Origin of the sequence: Streptomyces sp. RPT161 (assembly GCF_027533845.1) — a bacterium.
GTDB lineage: Bacteria > Actinomycetota > Actinomycetes > Streptomycetales > Streptomycetaceae > Streptantibioticus_A > Streptantibioticus_A silvisoli_A.
Window position 1 is genome coordinate 205,980 of the sequence record NZ_JAPZVN010000005.1, and the last position, 20,327, is coordinate 226,306.

Annotated in this window: 12 protein-coding genes; 9 read left to right on the forward strand and 3 right to left on the reverse strand. The window is 72.5% G+C overall.

Annotated features, from left to right (window positions below):
• Window positions 1-3: 3 nt before the first annotated feature.
• Window positions 4-2,748 carry a phosphoenolpyruvate carboxylase gene (gene ppc, locus O5O46_RS14125; protein WP_269855734.1) on the reverse strand — a complete coding sequence of 915 codons (2,745 nt, stop codon included), beginning with the start codon at window positions 2,746-2,748 and terminating at the stop codon, window positions 4-6.
• A 252-nt stretch (window positions 2,749-3,000) separates the two neighbouring features.
• Between ppc and O5O46_RS14130 the strand changes: the two genes are divergently transcribed.
• Entirely contained in the window at window positions 3,001-4,302 is a 1,302-nt protein-coding gene (locus tag O5O46_RS14130; RefSeq protein ID WP_269855735.1) for a sensor histidine kinase, read from the forward strand.
• A gap of 257 nt (window positions 4,303-4,559) precedes the next feature.
• On the opposite strand, the gene O5O46_RS14135 is transcribed toward O5O46_RS14130, so the two are convergent.
• Both O5O46_RS14135 and O5O46_RS14140 read right to left on the reverse strand, forming a co-directional pair.
• The gene (locus tag O5O46_RS14135; RefSeq protein WP_269855736.1) at window positions 4,560-5,060 is read right to left on the reverse strand and encodes an SUKH-3 domain-containing protein; all 501 of its coding nucleotides are present in this window, start codon (window positions 5,058-5,060) and stop codon (window positions 4,560-4,562) included.
• An 8-nt stretch (window positions 5,061-5,068) separates the two neighbouring features.
• Window positions 5,069-5,566, reverse strand: coding sequence for a YwqJ-related putative deaminase (locus O5O46_RS14140; protein WP_269855737.1), 498 nt, complete (start codon window positions 5,564-5,566; stop codon window positions 5,069-5,071).
• A gap of 350 nt (window positions 5,567-5,916) precedes the next feature.
• Here O5O46_RS14140 and O5O46_RS14145 point away from each other — a divergent pair, with 350 nt between their 5' ends.
• From O5O46_RS14145 to O5O46_RS14180, 8 genes are all read left to right on the forward strand, one after another.
• Window positions 5,917-6,987, forward strand: a complete 1,071-nt coding sequence (locus O5O46_RS14145; protein WP_269855738.1) for an SMI1/KNR4 family protein — start codon at window positions 5,917-5,919, stop codon at window positions 6,985-6,987.
• Window positions 6,988-6,996: 9 nt separating this feature from the next.
• Entirely contained in the window at window positions 6,997-9,471 is a 2,475-nt protein-coding gene (locus O5O46_RS14150) for an SUKH-4 family immunity protein (RefSeq protein WP_269855739.1), read from the forward strand.
• Between the two features lie 260 nt (window positions 9,472-9,731).
• Window positions 9,732-10,637, forward strand: a complete 906-nt coding sequence (locus O5O46_RS14155) for a hypothetical protein (protein ID WP_269855740.1) — start codon at window positions 9,732-9,734, stop codon at window positions 10,635-10,637.
• Between the two features lie 301 nt (window positions 10,638-10,938).
• Complete coding sequence (locus tag O5O46_RS14160; protein ID WP_269855741.1) at window positions 10,939-11,763, forward strand: ABC transporter ATP-binding protein; 825 nt, start codon at window positions 10,939-10,941, stop codon at window positions 11,761-11,763.
• Window positions 11,760-14,336: an ABC transporter permease gene (locus tag O5O46_RS14165; protein WP_269855742.1), complete on the forward strand. Its 2,577-nt coding sequence runs from the start codon at window positions 11,760-11,762 to the stop codon at window positions 14,334-14,336. The genes O5O46_RS14160 and O5O46_RS14165 overlap by 4 nt, the downstream gene beginning before the upstream one ends.
• A gap of 572 nt (window positions 14,337-14,908) precedes the next feature.
• Complete coding sequence (gene mfd / locus O5O46_RS14170) at window positions 14,909-18,445, forward strand: transcription-repair coupling factor (RefSeq protein ID WP_269855743.1); 3,537 nt, start codon at window positions 14,909-14,911, stop codon at window positions 18,443-18,445.
• Window positions 18,446-18,575: 130 nt separating this feature from the next.
• Window positions 18,576-19,217 (forward strand): SurA N-terminal domain-containing protein, encoded by a 642-nt coding sequence (locus O5O46_RS14175; RefSeq protein WP_269855744.1) that lies wholly within the window; start codon window positions 18,576-18,578, stop codon window positions 19,215-19,217.
• Window positions 19,218-19,332: 115 nt separating this feature from the next.
• Window positions 19,333-20,316: a nucleoside triphosphate pyrophosphohydrolase gene (locus tag O5O46_RS14180; RefSeq protein ID WP_269855745.1), complete on the forward strand. Its 984-nt coding sequence runs from the start codon at window positions 19,333-19,335 to the stop codon at window positions 20,314-20,316.
• Window positions 20,317-20,327 lie beyond the last annotated feature (11 nt).

The following is a 20,327-nucleotide window of genomic DNA, read 5'->3' on the forward strand; positions in this document are numbered from 1 at the left end:
GGGTCAGCCGGTGTTGCGCAGTCCGGCGGCGACGCCGTTGACGGTGAGCAGCAGGGCGCGGGCCAGGGCGGGGTCGGGTTCCTGGCCTTGTGCGGCGGCTTGGCGTTGCCGGTGCAGTAGTGCCACCTGGAGGTAGGAGATGGGGTCCAGGTAGGCGTCGCGGACGCGGAAGGTTTGCTTCAGTACCGGGTTGGAGTCGAGGAGTTCGGCTTCGCCGGTGAGTCGCAGTACTTCGCGTTGGGTGAGTTCGTGTTCGGCTTCGATGGTGGCGAAGACGTGCTTGAGGTGGTCGGGGACGAGGGTGTCGACGTAGTGGCGGGCGATCCGCAGGTCGGTCTTGGCCAGCGTCATTTCGACGTTGGACAGGAAGTTGCGGAAGAAGTGCCAGTGTTGCCGCATTTCGTCCAGGGTGGCGTCGAGGCCTGCTTCGCGTGCGGCCTTGAGGCCGGAGCCGACGCCGAACCAGCCGGGGACGATCTGCCGGGACTGGGTCCAGCCGAACACCCAGGGGATGGCGCGTAGTCCGTCGAGTCCCGCGCCGGAGTCGGGGCGGCGGGAGGGGCGGGAGCCGAGGTGGAGTTCGGCGAGCTGGTCGACGGGGGTGGAGGCGAAGAAGTAGGCGGGCAGGTCGGGGTCTTCGACGAGCCTGCGGTAGGCGCCGTGGGCGGCGTTGGAGATGTGGTCCATCGCGGCGTCCCAGCGGGCCAGGGCTTCTTCGGGCTGGCGGGGTGCGGTGTGCAGGGCGGATGCCTGCAGGGTGGCGGCGACGGTGAGTTCGAGGTTCTCCCGGGCGAGGGAGGGGATCAGGTACTTGTCGGAGATGACCTCGCCCTGTTCGGTGACCTTGATCTCGCCTTCGAGGGTGCCCCACGGTTGGGCGAGGATCGCCTCGTGGGTGGGGCCGCCGCCGCGGCCGACGGTGCCGCCTCGGCCGTGGAAGAGGCGCAGCCGTACGCCGTAGCGGTGGGCGACGTCGCGCAGTCGGCGTTGGGCGCGGTGGATCTCCCACTGGCTGGTGGTGATGCCGCCGAACTTGGAGGAGTCGGAGTAGCCGAGCATGACCTCCTGGACGTCTCCGCGTAGTGAGACGAGCTTGCGGTAGGAGGGGTCGGCGAGCATCTCGTCGAGGATGCGGTCGGCCTGCTGGAGTTCCTCGGTGGTTTCCAGCAGCGGCACGATGCCGATTCGGGCGATGCCGGCGTGCAGGTCGACCAGGCCCGCTTCGCGGGCGAGGACGGCGGCGGCGAACACGTCGTCGGCGCCCTGGCACATGGAGATGATGTAGGACTCGACGACTTCGGGGCCGAAGCGTTCGAAGGCTTCGCGGATGGTGTGGAAGACGCCGAGGGTCTTGGCGCCCGCCGCGTCCATGGGGGCGGGGGTGGGGGCGAGCGGGCGGCGGGAGCGCAGTTCCTTGGCGAGCAGCTTGCGCCGGTAGTCGCGGGGCATGTCGGCGTAGCGCCAGGACTCCTCGCCGAGCCGGTCGAAGAGTTGGCCGAGGGCGTGGTGGTGGGCGTCGGCGTGCTCGCGGATGTCCATGGTGGCGAGCTGGAGGCCGAAGGCGGCGATGGTGCGCAGGGCGCGTTCGACGCGGCCGTCGGCGATCAGGCCGCCGCGGTGGGCGCGTAGGGAGTCCTGCAGCAGGGCCAGGTCGCCGAGGAGTTCACCGGTGCCGAGGTAGTCGCGGCCGGGGGTGTGCGGTGTGCCGGCGGCGAGGCGCTCGCGGGTGTTCATGAGCTTCTGCCGGATGGCGGTGGCCTTGAGCCGGTAGGGCTCCTCGGCGTTGAGCCGCTTGTAGCGGGGGCTGATCTCGGGGAGGTTGGCGAGGTCCTGGTCGAGTGAGGTGAGCAGTTCCTCGCTGGCACCGCAGTTGCGGATGGAGTTGGACAGGGCGGCGCGCAGGTCGTCGACGAGGGCGAGGGCGTCGGTGATGCCGTGTTCGTGCTGGAGGAGCAGGACGTCCCAGGTGACCTCGGGGGTGACGTTGGGGTTGCCGTCGCGGTCGCCGCCGATCCAGGTGCCGAAGGTGAGCGGGCGGGTGTCGGAGGGCAGCGGGGCGCCGACGCGTTCGAGTTCGGCGGCGAGGTCCTCCAGGACGTCGCTGGCGGCGCCCTGGAACAGTTCGTCCAGGTAGTAGACGGCGTTGCGGGCTTCGTCGGCGGGTTCGGGGCGGGCGACCCGCAGTTCGTCGGTCTGCCACAGCAGGTCGATGCTCTCGGCGAGCCGCAGGTCGTGGCGGCGGTGGTCGCCGGTGGAGCGGACGTCGAGGAGTTCGGCGATGCGGCGCAGCTTGTTCAGCACGCTGCGGCGGGCCGCCTCGGTGGGGTGTGCGGTGAAGACGGGGCGTACGCCGAGGTGGCGGACGGTTTCCTTGAGGTGGTCGCGGTCGGCGTCCTTGAGCTGGTCGGCGGTGCGGGCCAGCAGGCCGCCTTCGGCGGCGCGGCGCGCGCGCAGTTCCCGGCCGCGGTGCACCTGCTCGGTGATGTTGGCCAGGTGGAAGTAGGTGGAGAAGGCGCGCACCAGCTTGGTGGCGGTGGGTAGGTCGGTCTCGCCGAGCAGCCGGGCGGCGGCCTCGCCGTCGCTGCGGGTCAGGGCCCGGACGCGTTCGACCAGGTCGAGCAGTTCCTGGCCTTCCTGGCGGACCAGGGTCTCGCCGAGCAGTTCGCCCAGGCGGCGGATGTCGGCGCGCAGGGCGGCGTTGTCGTCGGCGGGACCGGTGGGGTCGGGCGTGGTGTCGGCGCTGCTCACAGGTGCGGCTCCTTGGCAGGGAACGGCTGACGGTGCGGACCGCGCTGTCCGACGGGCACCAGGATATGCGCCGCCGGGAGTGCCGGTCGTGGTGTCCGATGGGTGGGCACCTGCGCCGTTCGCACCGGCTGCGCCGGTGGTGTGCGGATACGACGGGGGAGCAGCGGGCCGGTAGGGCCTGGGGTGAGGGTGGTGGCGGGCGACGGGCGGGAGTCCGGCTGGTTGTCGCGGCGGGCCTTTAGGCTGACAGGTATGACTATGACGGGGGTCACGGAACAGGAGGCGCCGGCAGACGGCGCGCCCGGGGGTGGACCGTGGTGGTGGGCCAGGCGGCGCAGCCTGGCCCTGGACGCGTCGCTGGCCTTGGTGTCCGCGGTGGAGTGCGCGGCGGAGGGGGTGCCGTTCGCCCGTGGCAGCGGGATTCCGCTGGCGGTGGGGGTGCTTTTCGGGTTCGTGGTCGGGGCGGCGCTGCTGGTGCGGCGGCGCTGGCCGATCGCGGTGGTGCTGATCGCGCTGGCGGTCACTCCGGCGCAGATGGGCCTGGTGCTGGGGGTGGTCAGCCTGTACACGCTGGCGGCCTCCGACGTGCCGCGGCGGATCATCTCGGCGCTGGCCACGATGACGGCGGCCGGGACGCTGATCGTGGCGTTCGTGCAGATGCACCACGATGTGGTGCGGCACGGCAGCAGTGCGGCCGCGAAGTGGGGCGTGGTGGCGATCACCGTGCTGGTGGCGGTCGGCCTGACCGCGCCGCCGGTGCTGCTAGGGCTCTACGTCGGCGCGCGGCGGCGGCTGGTGGAGACGCTGCGGGAGCGGGCCGACGGTCTGGAGCGGGAGCTGTCGCTGCTGGCGGAGAAGGCGGGGGAGCGGGCGGAGCGGGCCCGGATCGAGGAGCGCACCCGGATCGCCCGCGAGATGCACGACGTCGTGGCGCACCGGGTGAGCCTGATGGTGGTGCACGCCTCGGCGCTGCGATCGGTGGTGCGGGAGGACCCGGATCGGGCGGTGGGCAGCGCGGAACTGCTGGGTGACATGGGCCGCCAGGCGTTGAACGAGCTGCGGCAGATGCTGGGTGTGCTGCGCACCGAGTCCGTGGCGGGCGGCGGGCAGCGCCCGGTGGAGCCGGTGGTGCGGCCGGTCGCGGCGGTGGAGGCGGACGGGGACGGTCCGTGCCTGGCGCAGCTGGGGGTGCTGGTGGAGCACTCGCGGGCGGCCGGTATGGCGGTGTCGCTGTCGGAGGAGGGCGACCGGCGGCCGTTGTCGCCGCCGGTGGAGCAGACCGCGTACCGAGTGGTGCAGGAGGCGCTGACCAATGTGCACAAGCACGCGGCGGGCGCCACCACGCTGGTGCGGGTGGCGTACCGGGCGCAGGAGATAGCGGTCCTGGTGGAGAACGGGCCGCCGGACGGTCAGCCGTCGGCCGGGCTGCCCAGTGGCGGCAACGGGCTGGTCGGCATGAAGGAGCGGGTGTCCGCGCTGGGCGGCGGTTTCGTGGCGGGGCCCCGGCCCTCCGGCGGGTTCCGCGTCTCGGCGGTGATTCCGGCGCGGGGATGAGCGGCGCCTCCCGCTGGGGGCCGCCCGGTTCCCTCTCTGAGTAGGCCGTCCGTCCGACTCGGGGGTGTCGCGGTGGGTCCGCAACCGCCGCGCCGCGGCGGAAGAGTCATTCGGGGCAGGCCCCCGGCCCTCGGCGGGTCCGGTGTTCGCGTCAGGAGTGATCCGCCGTGACGGCGGGCGATCCCCACGCGCCGGACCCGCGGTGTCGCGGTGTCCATCAGCGGCCTGCGGCGGCGGGCACCGCCAGGCGCCGGAAGCTATCCGTTCACCGACAGCCGGATGGGCTGGACACCGGTGACCAGGCTGACCACAGCCTGGTCGAAGGTCTCGCCGAGGTACCAGTCCCCGGTGTGGTCGATGGCGTACACCCGCCCGTGTGCGTCGATCGCCAGGTGCGCGTGGCCGTCGGCCTCGGCGCCCAGCGGGCACACGTCGGTGTCCAGCGCCCGCCCGAGGTCGGCGAAGGTACGCGCGAGGTGCAGCCCGCGGATCGGGTCGACGACAAGCCCGGTCGGCGCGATCTGGCGCCCCTTGCCCTTCTGCGGCGGGATCGCCAGGGCGCCGAACTCCGCCCACACCTCGACGGCGGCCGGGAAGACGGCGTGCCGGTGGCCGCCGGGGGAGACGTACGCCCGTAGTTCGTCGGCCCATATCTCGGCCTGCTTTATGTCCCAGCGGCCGGGCTGCCAGCCCGCCGCCCGCAGGGCGGTGTCCACGCTGTCCGGGAAGCGGGCGCTGGTCCTGCTCACGGATGCCACGGTGCCGTTCACTCCCCTTCCGCGGTGGGGTCGACCGCGCGTACCCCGAAGTGGACCAGCAGTGGTGCGCAGGTGCGGCACGGCGGGGCGTACGCGCCGTGCTCGGGGTCGCCGTCCTCGCGGATCCGGCGGGCGGTCAGCTTGCTGTGCTTGAGGGCCTTTCGGGCCTCGCCGTGGCTGAGCGGCTTGCGGGCGGCGCGTCCGCTGCGCTTGTCGGCCAGCGCGGTCAGGAACCGGGAGAGCAGCACCGGTTCCGGACATCGCCCGGCGGACCGGGTGCGCTGCGCGACGGGGAGTCCGGCCAGGAATGTGGCGACCAGCGGATGGAGCTCCGGCGCGGTGTCGCCCTTGGCGCCGGTGCAGGTGAGGGTTTCGCCGCGGACGGACAGGGCGGCGGCGACGGCGGGGAGGATGCCGTCGCGCCGATGTCGCAGCACCGGCGGCGGGCCGAGCGGGCGGGCACCCGTACCGTCGCCGCTGTTGCTCCAGGTGAGCCGCGGATCCATGGCCGTTGTCTCCGCCGCCGCGCCTGTTCGCGTCTGTTGTGTTGTTTGCAAGACCGTGCTTCCCTCCCGTGCATCCCCCGTTGAGAGGGCCAGCCTGCCAAATGTGCCTGTTGGTACGGAAGGCGGGCGTAAATACGGGAGATTCGTCACGCGACGGTGACGAGAATGTGGGGACGGTGGCCGGAATGTGACGGCTTTCGGACCCAACCTGTCGCAACGCCCCCTCAACCCCCATGCGGGCACCCGCCGTTGGCCAGCGGATCACAACCGGCTGCGGAGGCGGCGGATCGGGGTGTTGCCACACCCCATAGGCTGTGCCCAAGCGACAGATCCATCAGGGGGCATCCGCCATGACGACTGGTCGGCTCGGGGCGACGGCCGCCCCGCCGAACGCTGCCTACGCCGGGCAGGTCGTGCACTTCCCGGACCCGATCCGGGCCGCCCGCTATCCGCAGGGCGTCCGGGTGGACGAACACGGCTATCCGGACTTCTCGCCGTACGCCCGGGCCGCCGTCGAGATCGCCGACCCCCCGGAGGGCTTCGGCGTCGACGAACTGCGGCTCACCGACTACGTGTCGGCGAACGCCGCGCTCTTCCAGGCGGGCCACGAACTCTTCGTCCGCCCGTCGCCCACCGCCTCCCTCGACGCGGGCCCCGCGGGCCGCGGCACCCTCCCCGTGTCTCCGGTGGCCACCCCGACCGGCTGGACCTGGCACCACGTGGTCGGCAGTCGCCGGATGGAGCTGGTCCCCGTCGAGGTCAAGGCGCTGCTGCGGCACCACGGCGGGCTGGCCACGGCCGCCGCCGACCACGAAAAGCGCGGCACCCGCCCGCTGCAGGAGACCCGGCCGGTGCACTTCGCGGTCTCCGAGGACGCCGAGGAGAACGCCGTCGGCGGCGAGTCGGTGTTCGCCGCGATCAGCGAACAGCGGCTGCGGGAGGTCGAGGAGGACCTCGGCTACCGGCTGCCGGGGGCCTACCGCGGCTTCCTCAAGGCGTCGGGCGGCCGCCCGGTGGTCGGTGTGGCGCTCGACCCGGAACTCGGCCTGCTGATCGACCAGCCGTTCTTCGCGGTGCGCGACGAGGCGGCCACCGACGACCTGCGGTACGCCAACAAGTGCCTGCGTGACCACCTCACCAAGGACTACCTGGGTGTCGGCTTTGTGCAGGGCGGGTTGTTGGCGGTGAAGGTCAAGGGCGAGCGGATCGGCACGGTGTGGTTCTGCCCGTACGACGACGCGCGGGACACGAACGACTACTGGGACTCGCCGCAGCAGCGGGTCGGTTCGCTGCTGCTGCCGTGCGGCGATGATTTCGACGCCTTCCTGCTGCGACTCGCGGGCAACCCGCCGGAGTTGGAGACGGTGGCGAACCTGATGGTGGACGGCGGCTTCGCGCGGGCCGTCGCGGTGGAGGAGTGAGTCGGCCCAGTGATTACTTTCACGCAGGCGCATGAGCGCGCCGAGGCCTGGGTCAACGGTGACGTCCCGGTGTACGAGCGCCGGGAGGTGCGGGTGCGGGAGTTCGACCTGGGCTATGTCGTCTGGGCCGAGGACCGCGAGGACGGGCCGACGTCTGACGGCGCCCGGTCGCGGCTGGTCATCGCCCGCGAGGACGGCCGCACCACGCTGTGGCCCGCGCTGCCGGTGGACGAGGTGATCCGCAGTTACGAGTTGGCGTACGGGTCCCCGCGGCCGCCCGAGCCGGAGGCGGCGGCTGAGCCGCCCAAGCGGCTTGACCTGGAGGCGACTTCGTTCCTGCTGACCCCGCCGGAGTGGCTGCAGGACGTGGCCGACAAGATGGGCATCCCGGACAACCGGCGCGCTTCCGAGGAGGCCGCCGAGGGCAACTCGGCCGCACAGCGGCCGAGTTCGGCCCCGCAGGCGGCGGACAGCCCGGAACCGACGGACACCGGCTCGATGGCAACCGGCTCCACGCCCACCCCGCCGCCCGCCACCCCCTGGGCGGACGCCAACGCCGACTTGGGCGCCTCCGCCGCCGCCGTCTCCGTCGCACCGCCCGCGACCGTGCTGGCGCCGCCGGTCAGCGGCACCGACGCGCCGGACACCCCGCCGCCGGGCTCCCGCCCGGAGGCCAGGACCGAACTGCTGCCCGGCGGCAGCGCGTTGCCGCCCACCCGGGTGGCGCCCGCCATCGACACCCCGGCCAGCGGCGGCCCGGCCACTCCTGCGCCGCCCGCCGTGCCGAACACCCCGCCACCGGGCTGGAACGCCCCGGGCGGCCAGGGTCTTGCGCATCTGCCGCCGCCCACCGGGCCCTCGGTGCACGCCACGCCCCCGCCCGGCTGGCTCTCCGCGGGCGACATCGCGGACGCCGAGACGTCCAAGGGGATGCCGCCGCGCGGCCACACCCCGTCGCCGCCCACCCCGCAGCGGGCCGTGCCGGGTGCGCCCACGCCGCCGCCCGCGGCGCCGGGCGGCTACATCCCGACCCAGTTGGTGCCGTCGCTGGACGCCGACAGCCCCACACCGCCGCCCGCCCCGGGCGTGCCGGGAACACCGCCGGGTGCGCCCATGCCCCCGCCGAGTGCCGCCCCGGGCGCACCCGGAACGCCCCCGCCCCCACCGCCTCCGGGCGCGGGCGGCGGCAGCCATGCCGCCGCCACGGTGCTGGCCAGTGCGTCGGACCTGACAAGCGGTCCGGCCGGTCGCGGCACTCCACCGCCGCCGCCCCCGCCGCCGGGAGTCGGCGGCGCCCCCGGCCGTGCCGCGGCGCCCCCGCCGCCCCCGCCGCCCGTCCCGGGGACGCCTCCCCCGGCGCACGCCGCCGCGACGATGCTCGCCACGCCCCAGGGCGGCCCCGGGACGCCCCCGCCTCCGCCCCCGCCACCCGGCGCCCCCGGTACGCCGCCGCCCGGCGCTCCCGGCGGCTACGGCTTCCCGCAGCCGCCGCAGGGGGTGCCGGTGGTCGGCCCCGGCTACATGGCCGTACTGCGCTACCGCGCGGACGACGGTTCCGAGCAGCAGATCATCCGCCGCTCCGCGCCCGGCACGCCGCACCCGGAGTGGCAGATACTGCACGAGCTGCGGTCGTTGAACGTGCCGCCGCAGCAAGTGCTGGAGCTGCACACCGAGTTGGAGTCGTGCGAGCTGCCCGGCGGCTACTGTGCGCGGATGATCCGCGAGACCTGGCCGCAGGTGCGGATCAGCCACACCGCGCCGTACGGCCGTGACCACGCCTCGCGCCAGCAGGGCGTACAGCACCTGCTCACCCACCAGGGGGAGCTGGCGCAGGTCGCGGACGGCCCGGCACGCCCCCGCCCGCAGCGCGTACCGCTGCCCAACCCGCAGCAGGTGCAGCGCGTTCCGCCGATTCCGCTGCAGGCCATCGGGCAGGAACTGGCGCAGGCGTTCGGCCCGCAGGGGGTGTTCCGGTTCGACCAGCGGGCGGTGGCCCGGCAGGGCGTGCCGGACATCGTCGCGCAGACGCTGGTGTGGGCCGGGCTGCCGACCGAGTTCGGGCCGTTCTTCTGGGCGCAGGCGCAGCCCGGCCGCCCGGTGCCGACGCTCGCCGAGATCGCCGTGGAGCGCGGCGTCCAGGCGGCTCCGGACGCGGCGTCGTACCTGGTGATGGGCAACGACTTCGGCCGGCAGCTGTGCGTGCAGTACGGGACGGCGCACATCATGGCGGTGCCGCTGGAGGCGGCGCCCGGTGCGCAGTCCAGCCACACCCAGTTCGTCAACACCAGCCTGCCGGACTTCGTCCGCTGCCTGGCGCTGCTGGGCGGCATGTGGCGGCTGCGGCTCGGGCTCACGCCCGACCAGGCGGGCCGTTGGACGGTCGACTTCCAGTCCCGGCTGGCGGCGCTGGACCCCGCGGCGCTGGCCTCGCCGGACAACTGGTGGTCGGTGCTGCTCGAACAGATGTGGGACGGGCTGCTGTAGGCGGTCCAAGAAGCCTGGAGGTACGGGCGCGCCCCGCCGGTTGCGGCGGGGCGCGCCGCTGTTTTTCGGGTGTGGTGTCCGTCACGATGCGGCGCGGAACGGTTGCCGGCGCGCTGGGGCGCGATACCGCGACCCAGTAATGAGGCGGTTCGGGCGCGTCGTGGCGCAAGCTGGGTAGAGGGTCAGCGGAGTGTTGCGGCATGAGTATTTCGCCCAAATCATGAAAGATAGGGCGGGTTATGGGAGACAAGGGGCTGAGCATGGTGATGTCGATGACCCCCCAGGGCTTCAGTACCGCCGCCCGGGGCCGCGGCTACCGGGTCGAACAGGTTGACGCCTTCCTCGCCGCCCTGTCCGCGGAGCGCGACGCGGCGTGGGAGCGCGCCGCGCGCCTGACGGTCCTGGCCAACGAGATGGACGCCGAGGCCAGTGGTCTGCGCGCGGCCCTTGAGGCGCTCGGCCCGGTGACGTACGAGGCGCTGGGCGCGGGCGCGCAGCGGCTGCTGAAGATGGTCGAGGAAGAGGCCGCGGACGTAAGGGAACGGGCGGAGGCCGAGGCCAGACGCTCGATGGAGACGGCCGAGCAGCTCGCCCGGGAAGTGCGGGAACAGGCGCAGGCCGAGGCACTCCAGCGGCGCACCGCGGCCGACGAGGCCGCCGAGGGCGTACGGGCCGCCGCCGAGAAGTACGCCGCCGATGTGCGCGGCGCCGCCGCGCAGGAGGCCGCCCGCACCCGCGAGGACGCCGAGCGCGCCCTGGAGGACGTGCGGCAGGAGATCGCGCGTATCGTCGCCGAGCACGAGAAGGAGCAGCGGCAGCGGCTGGCGGAGTTGGAGAGCCGGCTCGCCGAGCGCGAGGCGGCGGTGGACAGTCACCTCACCGATCTCGCCGACCGGGCGGAACGGCTGCTCGCCGACGCGCAGCACGCGCACGCCGCGGCGGAGGAGGCGGCCGCCCGCCGCGAGGCCGACGCGGAGTCCGAGGCCACGACGATCGTCGCCCAGGCGCACGCCATGGCCGAGCGCGTCGCCCGCGACAGCGAACGGGAGTTGCGCGAGCACGAGATCCACTGCGAGGAGATCCGCTCGCACCTGTCCCATGTCCGCACCAGCCTGTCCACCCTCACCGGCCGCGCGTTGCCCGACCAGAGCCCCGACCACCCGTAGCGCCGAAGTCCACTGCCGCGGTTCCCGCTCGTCACGTGGGGACCGCGGCAGTCGTGTGTCCGGCGCCCCCTAGGGGATGCCCTGTCGTTCCTCATACCTGCGGTTCGTCCCGGCGGAGGAGGAGCGGGGCCGTACCGCTCCCTAGCCTGAAATGGCACTGATGCCGCACCGATGGCGAACCGCAGGCCAGGGGGTGGGGGAAACCCCCATCCCGAACCGGCGACCTGCCCCATCGCATCGGACACCCCCGTCGGCGACGCTGGGCACACCCGCACACCACCACGACATTTCAGGAGAAAACGTGACCACGGCTGTAGCAGTTCCCCGAGCGGGCGGCAGCGGAGGGCGCACGGCCGTCGCCGCGAGGGCGCGGCAGGTGACCAAGGCGTACGGCGGCGGGGAGACCAGGGTCGTCGCGCTCGACGCCGTCGATGTCGACATCGCCCGCGGCCAGTTCACCGCGATCATGGGGCCGTCCGGCTCCGGCAAGTCGACGCTGATGCACTGCCTCGCGGGCCTGGACTCGCTCACCTCCGGCCGCATATGGATAGGCGAGACGGAGATCACCAAGCTGAAGGACAAGCAGCTCACCCGGCTGCGCCGGGACCAAGTCGGCTTCATCTTCCAGGCGTTCAACCTGCTGCCCACCCTGAACGCGCTGGAGAACATCACGCTGCCGATGGACATCGCGGGCCGTAAGCCCGACAAGCGCTGGCTGGACACGGTCGTGCAGACCGTGGGCCTGGGCGGTCGACTCAAGCACCGGCCGAGCCAGCTGTCCGGCGGCCAGCAGCAGCGCGTCGCGGTGGCCCGGGCGCTCGCCGCCCAGCCCGAGATCATCTTCGGTGACGAGCCGACCGGAAACCTCGACTCGCGCGCCGGTGCGGAAGTCCTGGGCTTCCTGCGCCGTTCCGTTGACGAACTCGGACAGACCATCGTGATGGTCACCCATGACCCGGTGGCCGCCTCCTACGCGGACCGCGTGCTGTACCTGGCGGACGGCCGGATCGTGGACGACATGGCCGACCCCACCGCCGAACTGGTCTTCGAGCGCATGCTGCAGTTCTCGGGGGACGAATCCCGCACCCCCGCTGAGTACTTCGAGGCCCGTGGGAGGACCTCGTGACCGTCCTGAAGACCTCGCTGCGCAACTTCCTCGCGCACAAGGGGCGGATGGCGCTGTCCGCCGTGGCGGTACTGCTCTCCGTGGCGTTCGTCTGCGGCACGCTTGTGTTCACCGACACGGTCAACGCCACCTTCGACAAACTCTTCGCCACCACATCCGCCGACGTCACCGTCAAGCCCAAGGACGCGGGCAGCAGCGACAACGCCGACGGCGCGCCACCGGCCACCCTGCCCGCCGCCACCGTCGGCAAGATCGCCGCCGAGCCGGGCGTCAGGAACGCCCTGGGCGTCGCCTCGTCGACCCAGGTCACCCTGGTCGACCCGAAGACCAACAAGAGCATCGGCCCGACCTCCGGCGCCCCCACCATCGCCTCCAACTGGACGGTCACACCCAACGCCGCGCTCAAGCTCACCTCGGGACAGGCGCCGCGGGGGGCCGGGCAGGTGCTGCTGGACGCCGACACCGCCGCCAAGGCACACCTGGGCATCGGCGACGAGGTCAAGGTGATGTCCGCGTACGGCACCTTCACCCAGAAAATCACCGGCATCGCCACCTTCCAGACCACCAACCCCGGTGCGGCGATGGCGTTCCTGGACACCCCCACCGCACAGCGCGAACTCCTGGGCAGGAGCGGGGTGTTCACCTCCGTCGAGGCCTACGGCGACGGCAGCAGGACCAACGACCAGCTGAAGACGGCGGCCGTGACCGCCCTGGGCGGCGGCTTCCAGGTGCAGACGAAGGCCGAGGCGGCGGCGGAGAACAAGTCGAGCGTCGGCAGCTTCCTCAACGTGATGAAGGACAGCATGCTCGGCTTCGCCGGGATCGCCGTGCTGGTCGGCATCTTCCTGATCGTCAACACCTTCTCCATGCTGGTCGCCCAACGCACCCGGGAGATCGGCCTGATGCGGGCCATCGGTGCCAGCCGCAGGCAGGTCAACCGCTCGGTGCTGATCGAGGCGGTGCTGCTCGGGGTGCTCGGCTCCGCGCTCGGCATCGCGGGCGGAGTCGGCCTGGCGATGGGCCTGATGCGGCTGATGAACGGTATGGGCATGCACCTGGACACCAGCGAGCTGACCATCAAGTGGTCGACTCCCGTGGTGGGCGCGGTACTCGGTGTGCTGGTCACCCTCGTCTCGGCCTATCTGCCCGCCCGCCGGGCCGCGAGGATCTCGCCGATGGCCGCGCTGCGCGACGCGGGCGGCAGCCAGGCCGCCAACAAGTCCACAGTGCTGCGGTCGGTGATCGGCCTGCTGCTCACCGGTGCCGGTGCGGCGTCGCTGGTGGCCGCGGGGGCCGCCAAGGTCGCCGGGACCGGCAGCGTGTACCTGGCTTTCGGCGTGCTGCTCACCCTGATCGGCTTCATCGTGATCGGCCCGCTGCTCGCGGCCGGGGTGGTGCGGGTGCTGGGCGCGGTCACGTTGCGGCCGTTCGGCCCGGTCGGCCGCATGGCGCAGCGCAACGCGCTGCGCAACCCGCGCCGTACCGGTGCCACCGCCGCCGCGCTGATGATCGGGCTCGCGCTGGTATCGGGGCTTTCCGTGGTGGGTTCCTCGATGGTGGCCTCGGCGGACGACCAGATCGACAAGTCGGTTGGCGCCGACTTCATCGTCTCCACCGACTCGGGAGCGTTCACGCCCGACGTCGTCAAGGCGGTCAGGGGCACGCCGGGTCTGGGTCACGTCACCGAGTACAAGGCGCTGCCGGTGGTGCTGACGCTGCCGGACGGTACGAAGGCCAGGAAGTCGCTGAACGCCACCGACCCGACGTACGCCGACGACCTGCGGGTGCCGGTGGTCTCCGGCCAGGTCAAGGACGCGTACACCAGGGGCGGCATGACGGTCGGCGAGACCTTCGCCCACGACCACGGGCTGAGGCTGGGCGACAGCCTGACCGCGACGTTCCCCGGTGGGCGCGCCGCCCGGCTGCGGATCGACGCGGTGACGTCGAAGAACACCTCGTTCGACAACGGCGCGATGTACGTGGGGCTGGACACCGTCCGCCGGTACGTGCCGCGGGAGCTGGTGCCGCAGGACGTGATGCTGTTCGCCACGGCGGCCGACCACAAGAACACGCAGCCCGCGTATGACGCGCTCAAGGCATCGGTGCGGGACTTCCCGCAGGTCCAGGTACGGAACCAGGCCGACTACAAGAAGCTGCTGCGGGACCAGCTGGGCCAACTGCTCAACCTGGTCTACGGGCTGGTGGGGCTGGCGATCATCGTCGCGGTGCTGGGTGTGGTCAACACCCTCGCCCTCTCGGTGGTCGAGCGGACCCGGGAGATCGGCCTGATGCGGGCGATCGGGCTGTCGCGGCGCCAGCTGCGGCGGATGATCCGGTTGGAGTCCGTGGTGATCGCCATGTTCGGCGCGGTGATCGGCCTCGGCCTGGGCATGGGCTGGGGCACGGCGGCCCAGAAGCTGCTGGCCCTGCGGGGCCTGGGGACGCTGGCGATCCCGTGGTCCACCATCGTCACGGTCTTCGTCGGCGCCGCGGTGGTCGGCCTCCTGGCCGCCCTGGCACCCGCGTTCCGCGCTTCGCGCATGAACGTCCTGTCGGCGATCGCGACGGACTGACGTCCGCAGCGCGGGTGGGTGGGCGGGTTCCCCCGCCCACCCACCCGTTCGCCGTCGCCCTTCGCGTGCCGTCGCGCACGGCCGGCGCGGCCTCCCGGCTGCGCTGCGGGTGGGTGGGATCTTCCCTGCGGATGGGGTTGGGGGCGCGCTGCGGGGGTTCTACCCACCCACCCGCCTTTTTCGCAGGACACCCCGCAAGGGGGGTGTGCCGGGGTGTCCCCGCAGCGACCCCACGAAGCACCCGCGGACACCCACGCGGCCGGAGTGAGGAGACACCCCGGCGCGCCCCCGCCCCACAACAAACAGTGCGCAACGGCAGGCAAAGGCCGAGGGTAAACGGGTGGGCGGGTGGGCGTGCTCCCAACGCACGCACCGGCGGCGCGGCGGCGATGGGCAACCCACAACCATCAGTGCGCAACGGCAGGCAAACGCCCGGGGTGAACGGGTGGGCGGGTGGGCATGACCCCGACCCGCGTAGCCCAGCCCGCAGGCCGCGACCGCAGCCGAAAGCGCGCCGCAACGGCGCGGAAACCCCGAAACGCCAGCGCGAGCGCTCACGTACGCTGACCCCCATGAGCCTGACCGGTCTGCTCGACGTCGTCACCCAGGATCCCCCCCTCGCCGAGGCGGTAAAAGCCGCAGCTGACGGCAACCGTCCACACCTGGACCTGGTGGGCCCGCCCGGCGCCCGACCGTTCGTGATCGCCGCCCTGGCGGCCCGCTCCGGCCGCCCCGTACTCGCCGTGACCGCCACCGGCCGGGAGGCCGAGGACCTGGCCGCCGCGCTGCGCTCGCTGCTGCCGCAGGACGCGGTCGTGGAGTACCCCGCGTGGGAGACGCTCCCGCACGAGCGGCTCTCCCCCCGCTCCGACACCGTCGGCCGCCGTCTCGCGGTGCTGCGCAGGCTCGCGCACCCCAGCAAGGACGATCCGTCCACCGGCCCGGTCAGCGTCGTGGTCGCCCCCGTACGTTCCGTACTGCAACCGCAGGTCAAGGGCCTGGGTGACCTGAAGCCGGTGAGCCTGCGCAGCGGCGACACCGCCGACCTCGGCGAGGTCGTGGACGGCCTGGCAGCCGCCGCGTACGCCCGTGTCGAACTCGTGGAGAAGCGCGGCGAGTTCGCGGTCCGCGGCGGCATCCTGGACGTCTTCCCGCCCACCGAGGAACATCCGCTGCGGATCGAGTTCTGGGGCGACGACGTCGAGGAGATCCGTTACTTCAAGGTCGCCGACCAGCGCTCCCTCGAAGTCGCCGAGCACGGCCTGTGGGCCCCGCCGTGCCGTGAACTGCTGCTGACCGACGAGGTACGGCGCAGGGCCGCGGAGCTGGCCGAGTCGCAGCCGGGACTCGCCGAACTGCTCGGCAAGATCGCCGAGGGCATCGCGGTGGAGGGCATGGAGTCGCTCGCCCCGGTGCTGGTGGACGACATGGAGCTGCTGCTGGACGTGATGCCCGCGGGCAGCCTGACCGTCGCCTGCGACCCGGAGCGGGTGCGTACCCGGGCCGCGGACCTGGTGGCCACCAGCCGGGAGTTCCTGGAGGCGTCCTGGGCCGCGACGGCGGGCGGCGGGCAGGCGCCGATCGACCTGGGCGCCGCCTCGCTGTGGTCGCTCGCCGACGTCCGCGACCACGCCCGGGAGATCGGCATGGCGTGGTGGTCGGTCAGCCAGTTCGCCAGTGACGCCGAACTGGACGACGACACCGTGAAGTTGGGCATGCACGCCCCCGAGACGTACCGCGGGGACAGCGCCCGCGCGCTCGCCGACACCAAGGGCTGGCTGGCCGACGGCTGGCGCGCCGTCTACGTCACCGAGGGCCACGGCCCGGCCGCCCGTACCGTCGAGGTGCTGGGCAACGAGGGCATCGCGGCCCGGCTGGACGCGGACCTGCCGGGCGCCCCCGAGCCGTCCGTCGTGCACGTCGCCTGCGGATCCATCGAGCACGGCTTCGTGGACCCCGGGTTGAAGCTGGCGGTGCTGACCGAGACCGATCTGTCCGGTCAGAAGTCCGCCAGCAAGGACATGGGGCGGATGCCGTCCCGGCGCCGCAAGACCATCGACCCGCTCACCCTCCAGGCCGGGGACTACATCGTGCACGAGCAGCACGGCGTGGGCCGCTACGTGGAGATGGTGCAGCGCACCGTGCAGGGCGCCACCCGCGAGTACCTGCTGGTGGAGTACGCCCCGGCCAAGCGCGGCCAGCCGGGCGACCGTCTCTTCGTGCCCACCGACCAGTTGGAGCAGATCACCAAGTACGTGGGCGGCGAGGCCCCGACGCTGCACCGGCTCGGCGGCGCCGACTGGACGAAGACCAAGGCGCGGGCGAAGAAGGCGGTCAAGGAGATCGCCGCGGACCTGATCAAGCTGTACTCGGCGCGGATGGCCGCCCCCGGTCACGCCTTCGGCGCGGACACCCCCTGGCAGCGCGAGCTGGAGGACGCGTTCCCGTACGCCGAGACCCCCGACCAGCTCACCACGATCGCCGAGGTCAAGGAGGACATGGAGAAGTCGGTCCCGATGGACCGGCTGATCTGCGGCGACGTCGGGTACGGCAAGACCGAGATCGCGGTGAGAGCGGCCTTCAAGGCGGTGCAGGACGGCAAGCAGGTGGCCGTGCTGGTTCCCACGACTTTGCTGGTCCAGCAGCACTTCGGCACGTTCTCCGAGCGGTACGGCCAGTTCCCGGTCAACGTGCGGGCGTTGTCCCGGTTCCAGACGGACACCGAGGCGAAGGCGGTGATGGAGGGGCTGAAGGAGGGCTCGGTGGACGTGGTCATCGGCACCCACCGGCTGTTCTCCTCCGAGACCAGGTTCAAGGACCTGGGCCTGGTCATCGTGGACGAGGAGCAGCGCTTCGGTGTCGAGCACAAGGAGCAGTTGAAGAAGCTGCGGGCCAACGTGGACGTGCTGACCATGTCCGCGACGCCGATTCCGCGCACCCTGGAGATGGCGGTCACCGGCATCCGGGAGATGTCCACCATCACCACCCCGCCGGAGGAGCGGCACCCGGTGCTGACCTTCGTCGGCCCGTACGAGGAGAAGCAGATCGCGGCGGCGGTCCGCCGTGAACTGCTGCGTGAGGGACAGGTCTTCTACATCCACAACCGTGTGGAGTCGATCGACCGAGCCGCCGCGCGGCTGCGCGAGATGGTCCCGGAGGCGCGCATCGCCACCGCCCACGGGCAGATGGGCGAGCACACGCTGGAGCAGGTGGTGGTCGACTTCTGGGAGAAGAAGTTCGACGTGCTGGTGTCCACCACGATCGTGGAGTCCGGCATCGACATCTCCAACGCCAACACCCTGATCGTGGAGCGCGGCGACAACTTCGGCCTGTCGCAGCTGCACCAGCTGCGCGGCCGGGTCGGCCGGGGCCGTGAGCGCGGCTACGCGTACTTCCTGTACCCGCCGGAGAAGCCGCTGACCGAGACCGCGCACGAGCGGCTGGCGACCATCGCCCAGCACACCGAGATGGGCGCGGGCATGTACGTGGCGATGAAGGACCTGGAGATCCGCGGCGCGGGCAACCTGCTCGGCGGTGAGCAGTCCGGCCACATCGCGGGCGTCGGCTTCGACCTGTACGTACGGATGGTGGGCGAGGCGGTCGCCGACTACCGGGCGGCCCTGGAGTCCGGGGAGGCGCAGGAGGAGGCGCCGCTGGAGGTCAAGATCGAACTTCCGGTGGACGCGCACGTTCCGCATGACTACGCGCCGGGGGAGCGGCTGCGGCTCCAGGCGTACCGTTCGATCGCCGCGGTCAACTCCGAGGACGACATCGCCGCGGTGCGCGAGGAACTCACCGACCGGTACGGCAAGTTGCCGGAGCCGGTGGAGAACCTGCTGCTGGTCGCCGGGCTGCGGCTGCTGGCCCGGCGGGCCGGTGTCACCGACATCACCCTCCAGGGCAACAACATCCGCTTCGGCCCGGTGGAGTTGCGCGAGTCCCAGGAGCTGCGGCTCAAGCGGCTGCACCCGCGCAGCGTCGTCAAGCCCGCGGTCAAGCAGGTGCTGGTGCCACGCCCGTCGACCGGCACGATCGGCGGCAAGCCGGTGGTGGGCCGTGAACTCCTGCAGTGGACGGCCGAGTTCCTGACCACGGTGGTGGGCGCCTAGCGTTTCCGGTCCGCGGCGGCGCGGCCATCACCGAATGGTGGCCGCGTAGTGGATATCGCCCCCCGGCAGTCCCTATCCTCGGTCAGCGCCAGGTCGTGCACTGTCGCTCGATCAACCGCCGGGAGGCACCATGGTCCGCCGTCGTACCGCCACGCTCTCCTTGACCGCCGCCGCTGTGCTCGCCGCGACGCCGCTGCTCACCTCCTGCGGCGCGGAGCATCCAGGGACGGCGGCCGTGGTCGGGGGGCAGACGATCTCGATGTCCACGTTGCAGTCGCAGGTCAAGGCGGTGCGCGACGCGCAGGGCGGTTCCGCGCAGACCGCGCAACTGATCGAGTCGACCAGTGATCTGGACCGTACGACGCTGGGCGGCCTGGTCTTCGACCGGGTGCTGGACACCGCCGCGCGGCAGGCCGGGGTGACCGTCACCCGGGCCGAGGTGCAGCAGGCCCGGTCGGCCGCCGAGGCGCAGGCGGGCGGTGCGGCGGCGCTGCGCGACCAGTTGCTCCAGCAGTACGCCGTCGCACCGAACGGCATCGACGACTTCTACCGGGTGCAGGCCGAGGCCCAGGCGCTGGCGCGGAAGCTCGGCGTGGACCTGGCCACCCCCGACGGGCAGGCGGCGGTGACGAAGTCCCTGGTCAAGACCGCCCAGCAGATGCGGGTGGACGTCAATCCACGCTACGGCACCTGGAATTCCCAGACCCTGACCATCGGCACGGCCAGCACCCCGTGGCTGCGGCACGCCGTCGCCCCCACACCAGCCGCCTGAGGTCGGCCCGGCGCCGCCAGGCACCCCTCGCCCGGGGGTCGACGGCCTCCCCCGGGAAAGCCCCTTCCCAGGGGAGGCCGGGCCACTGCTGACGTCTCAGCGGTAGCGTCTACGTGTGAACGACAACGCCGCCGCTGACGCCCGTCCCGGTCGTCTGGTCCTGCTCACCACCAGTCACCGTGTCGCCCCCGGTCTGCTGTCCTGGCCCGCCTGGCGGGTCCTGCGGGACGCGGACCTGGTGGTGTGTCCGGACAGCGCGCATCCGCAGCTGCCGTATCTGCGGGAGGCGGGCGTCGAGGTGGAGCGCTCGGCGCCGACCGGCCGTGAGCTGGTCGACCTGGCGGTCGGCGGCCGCACGGTGGTGGTCATCCCGTCTGCTGACGGCGACTCGTCGCTCACCGACGAGCTCGCCCGGCTGGCTGGTTCCGGCCGGGTGCGGATGCCGGAGCTGGAGCTGCTGCCCGCCTCGTACGACCTGCCGGGCGCGCGGCTGCTCGACCTGGTCGCGGTGATGGACCGGATCCGCGCGGAGTGCCCGTGGAGCGGCCGGCAGACCGGTGAGGGCCTGGTGAAGTACCTGATCGAGGAGGCGTACGAACTCGTCGAGGCGATCGAGGACGGTGACCGGGCGGCGTACCGCGAGGAGCTGGGGGACGTGCTGCTCCAGGTGGTCTTCCACGCCCGGATCGCGCAGGAGGACTCCGAGGAGCCGTTCTCGATCGACGATGTCGCGGGCACGATCGTGGACAAGCTGATCCGCCGCCATCCGCATGTCTTCGGCGCGGAGAGCGCCGAGACCCCGGAGGAGGTCAAGGAGCACTGGTTGCGCACCAAGGCCGCGGAGAAGCGCCGCGACTCGGTGACCGACGGCATCCCGCTGGACCAGCCCGCGCTGGCGCTCGCCGCGAAGCTGGCGGGCCGGGCGCGCACCGGCGGGGTGGCCGCGCCCGCGCCCGCGCACGACTCGGAGGACCTCGGGGACCGGCTGCTCGCCCTGGCCGCCCTCGCCGAGCGGCAGGGGGTGGATCCGGAGGCAGCGCTGCGCTCCGCCGCCCGTCGGTACCGGGACGCGATCCGAACGGCCGAGCGAACTGAGTGATCCGCCCGGCG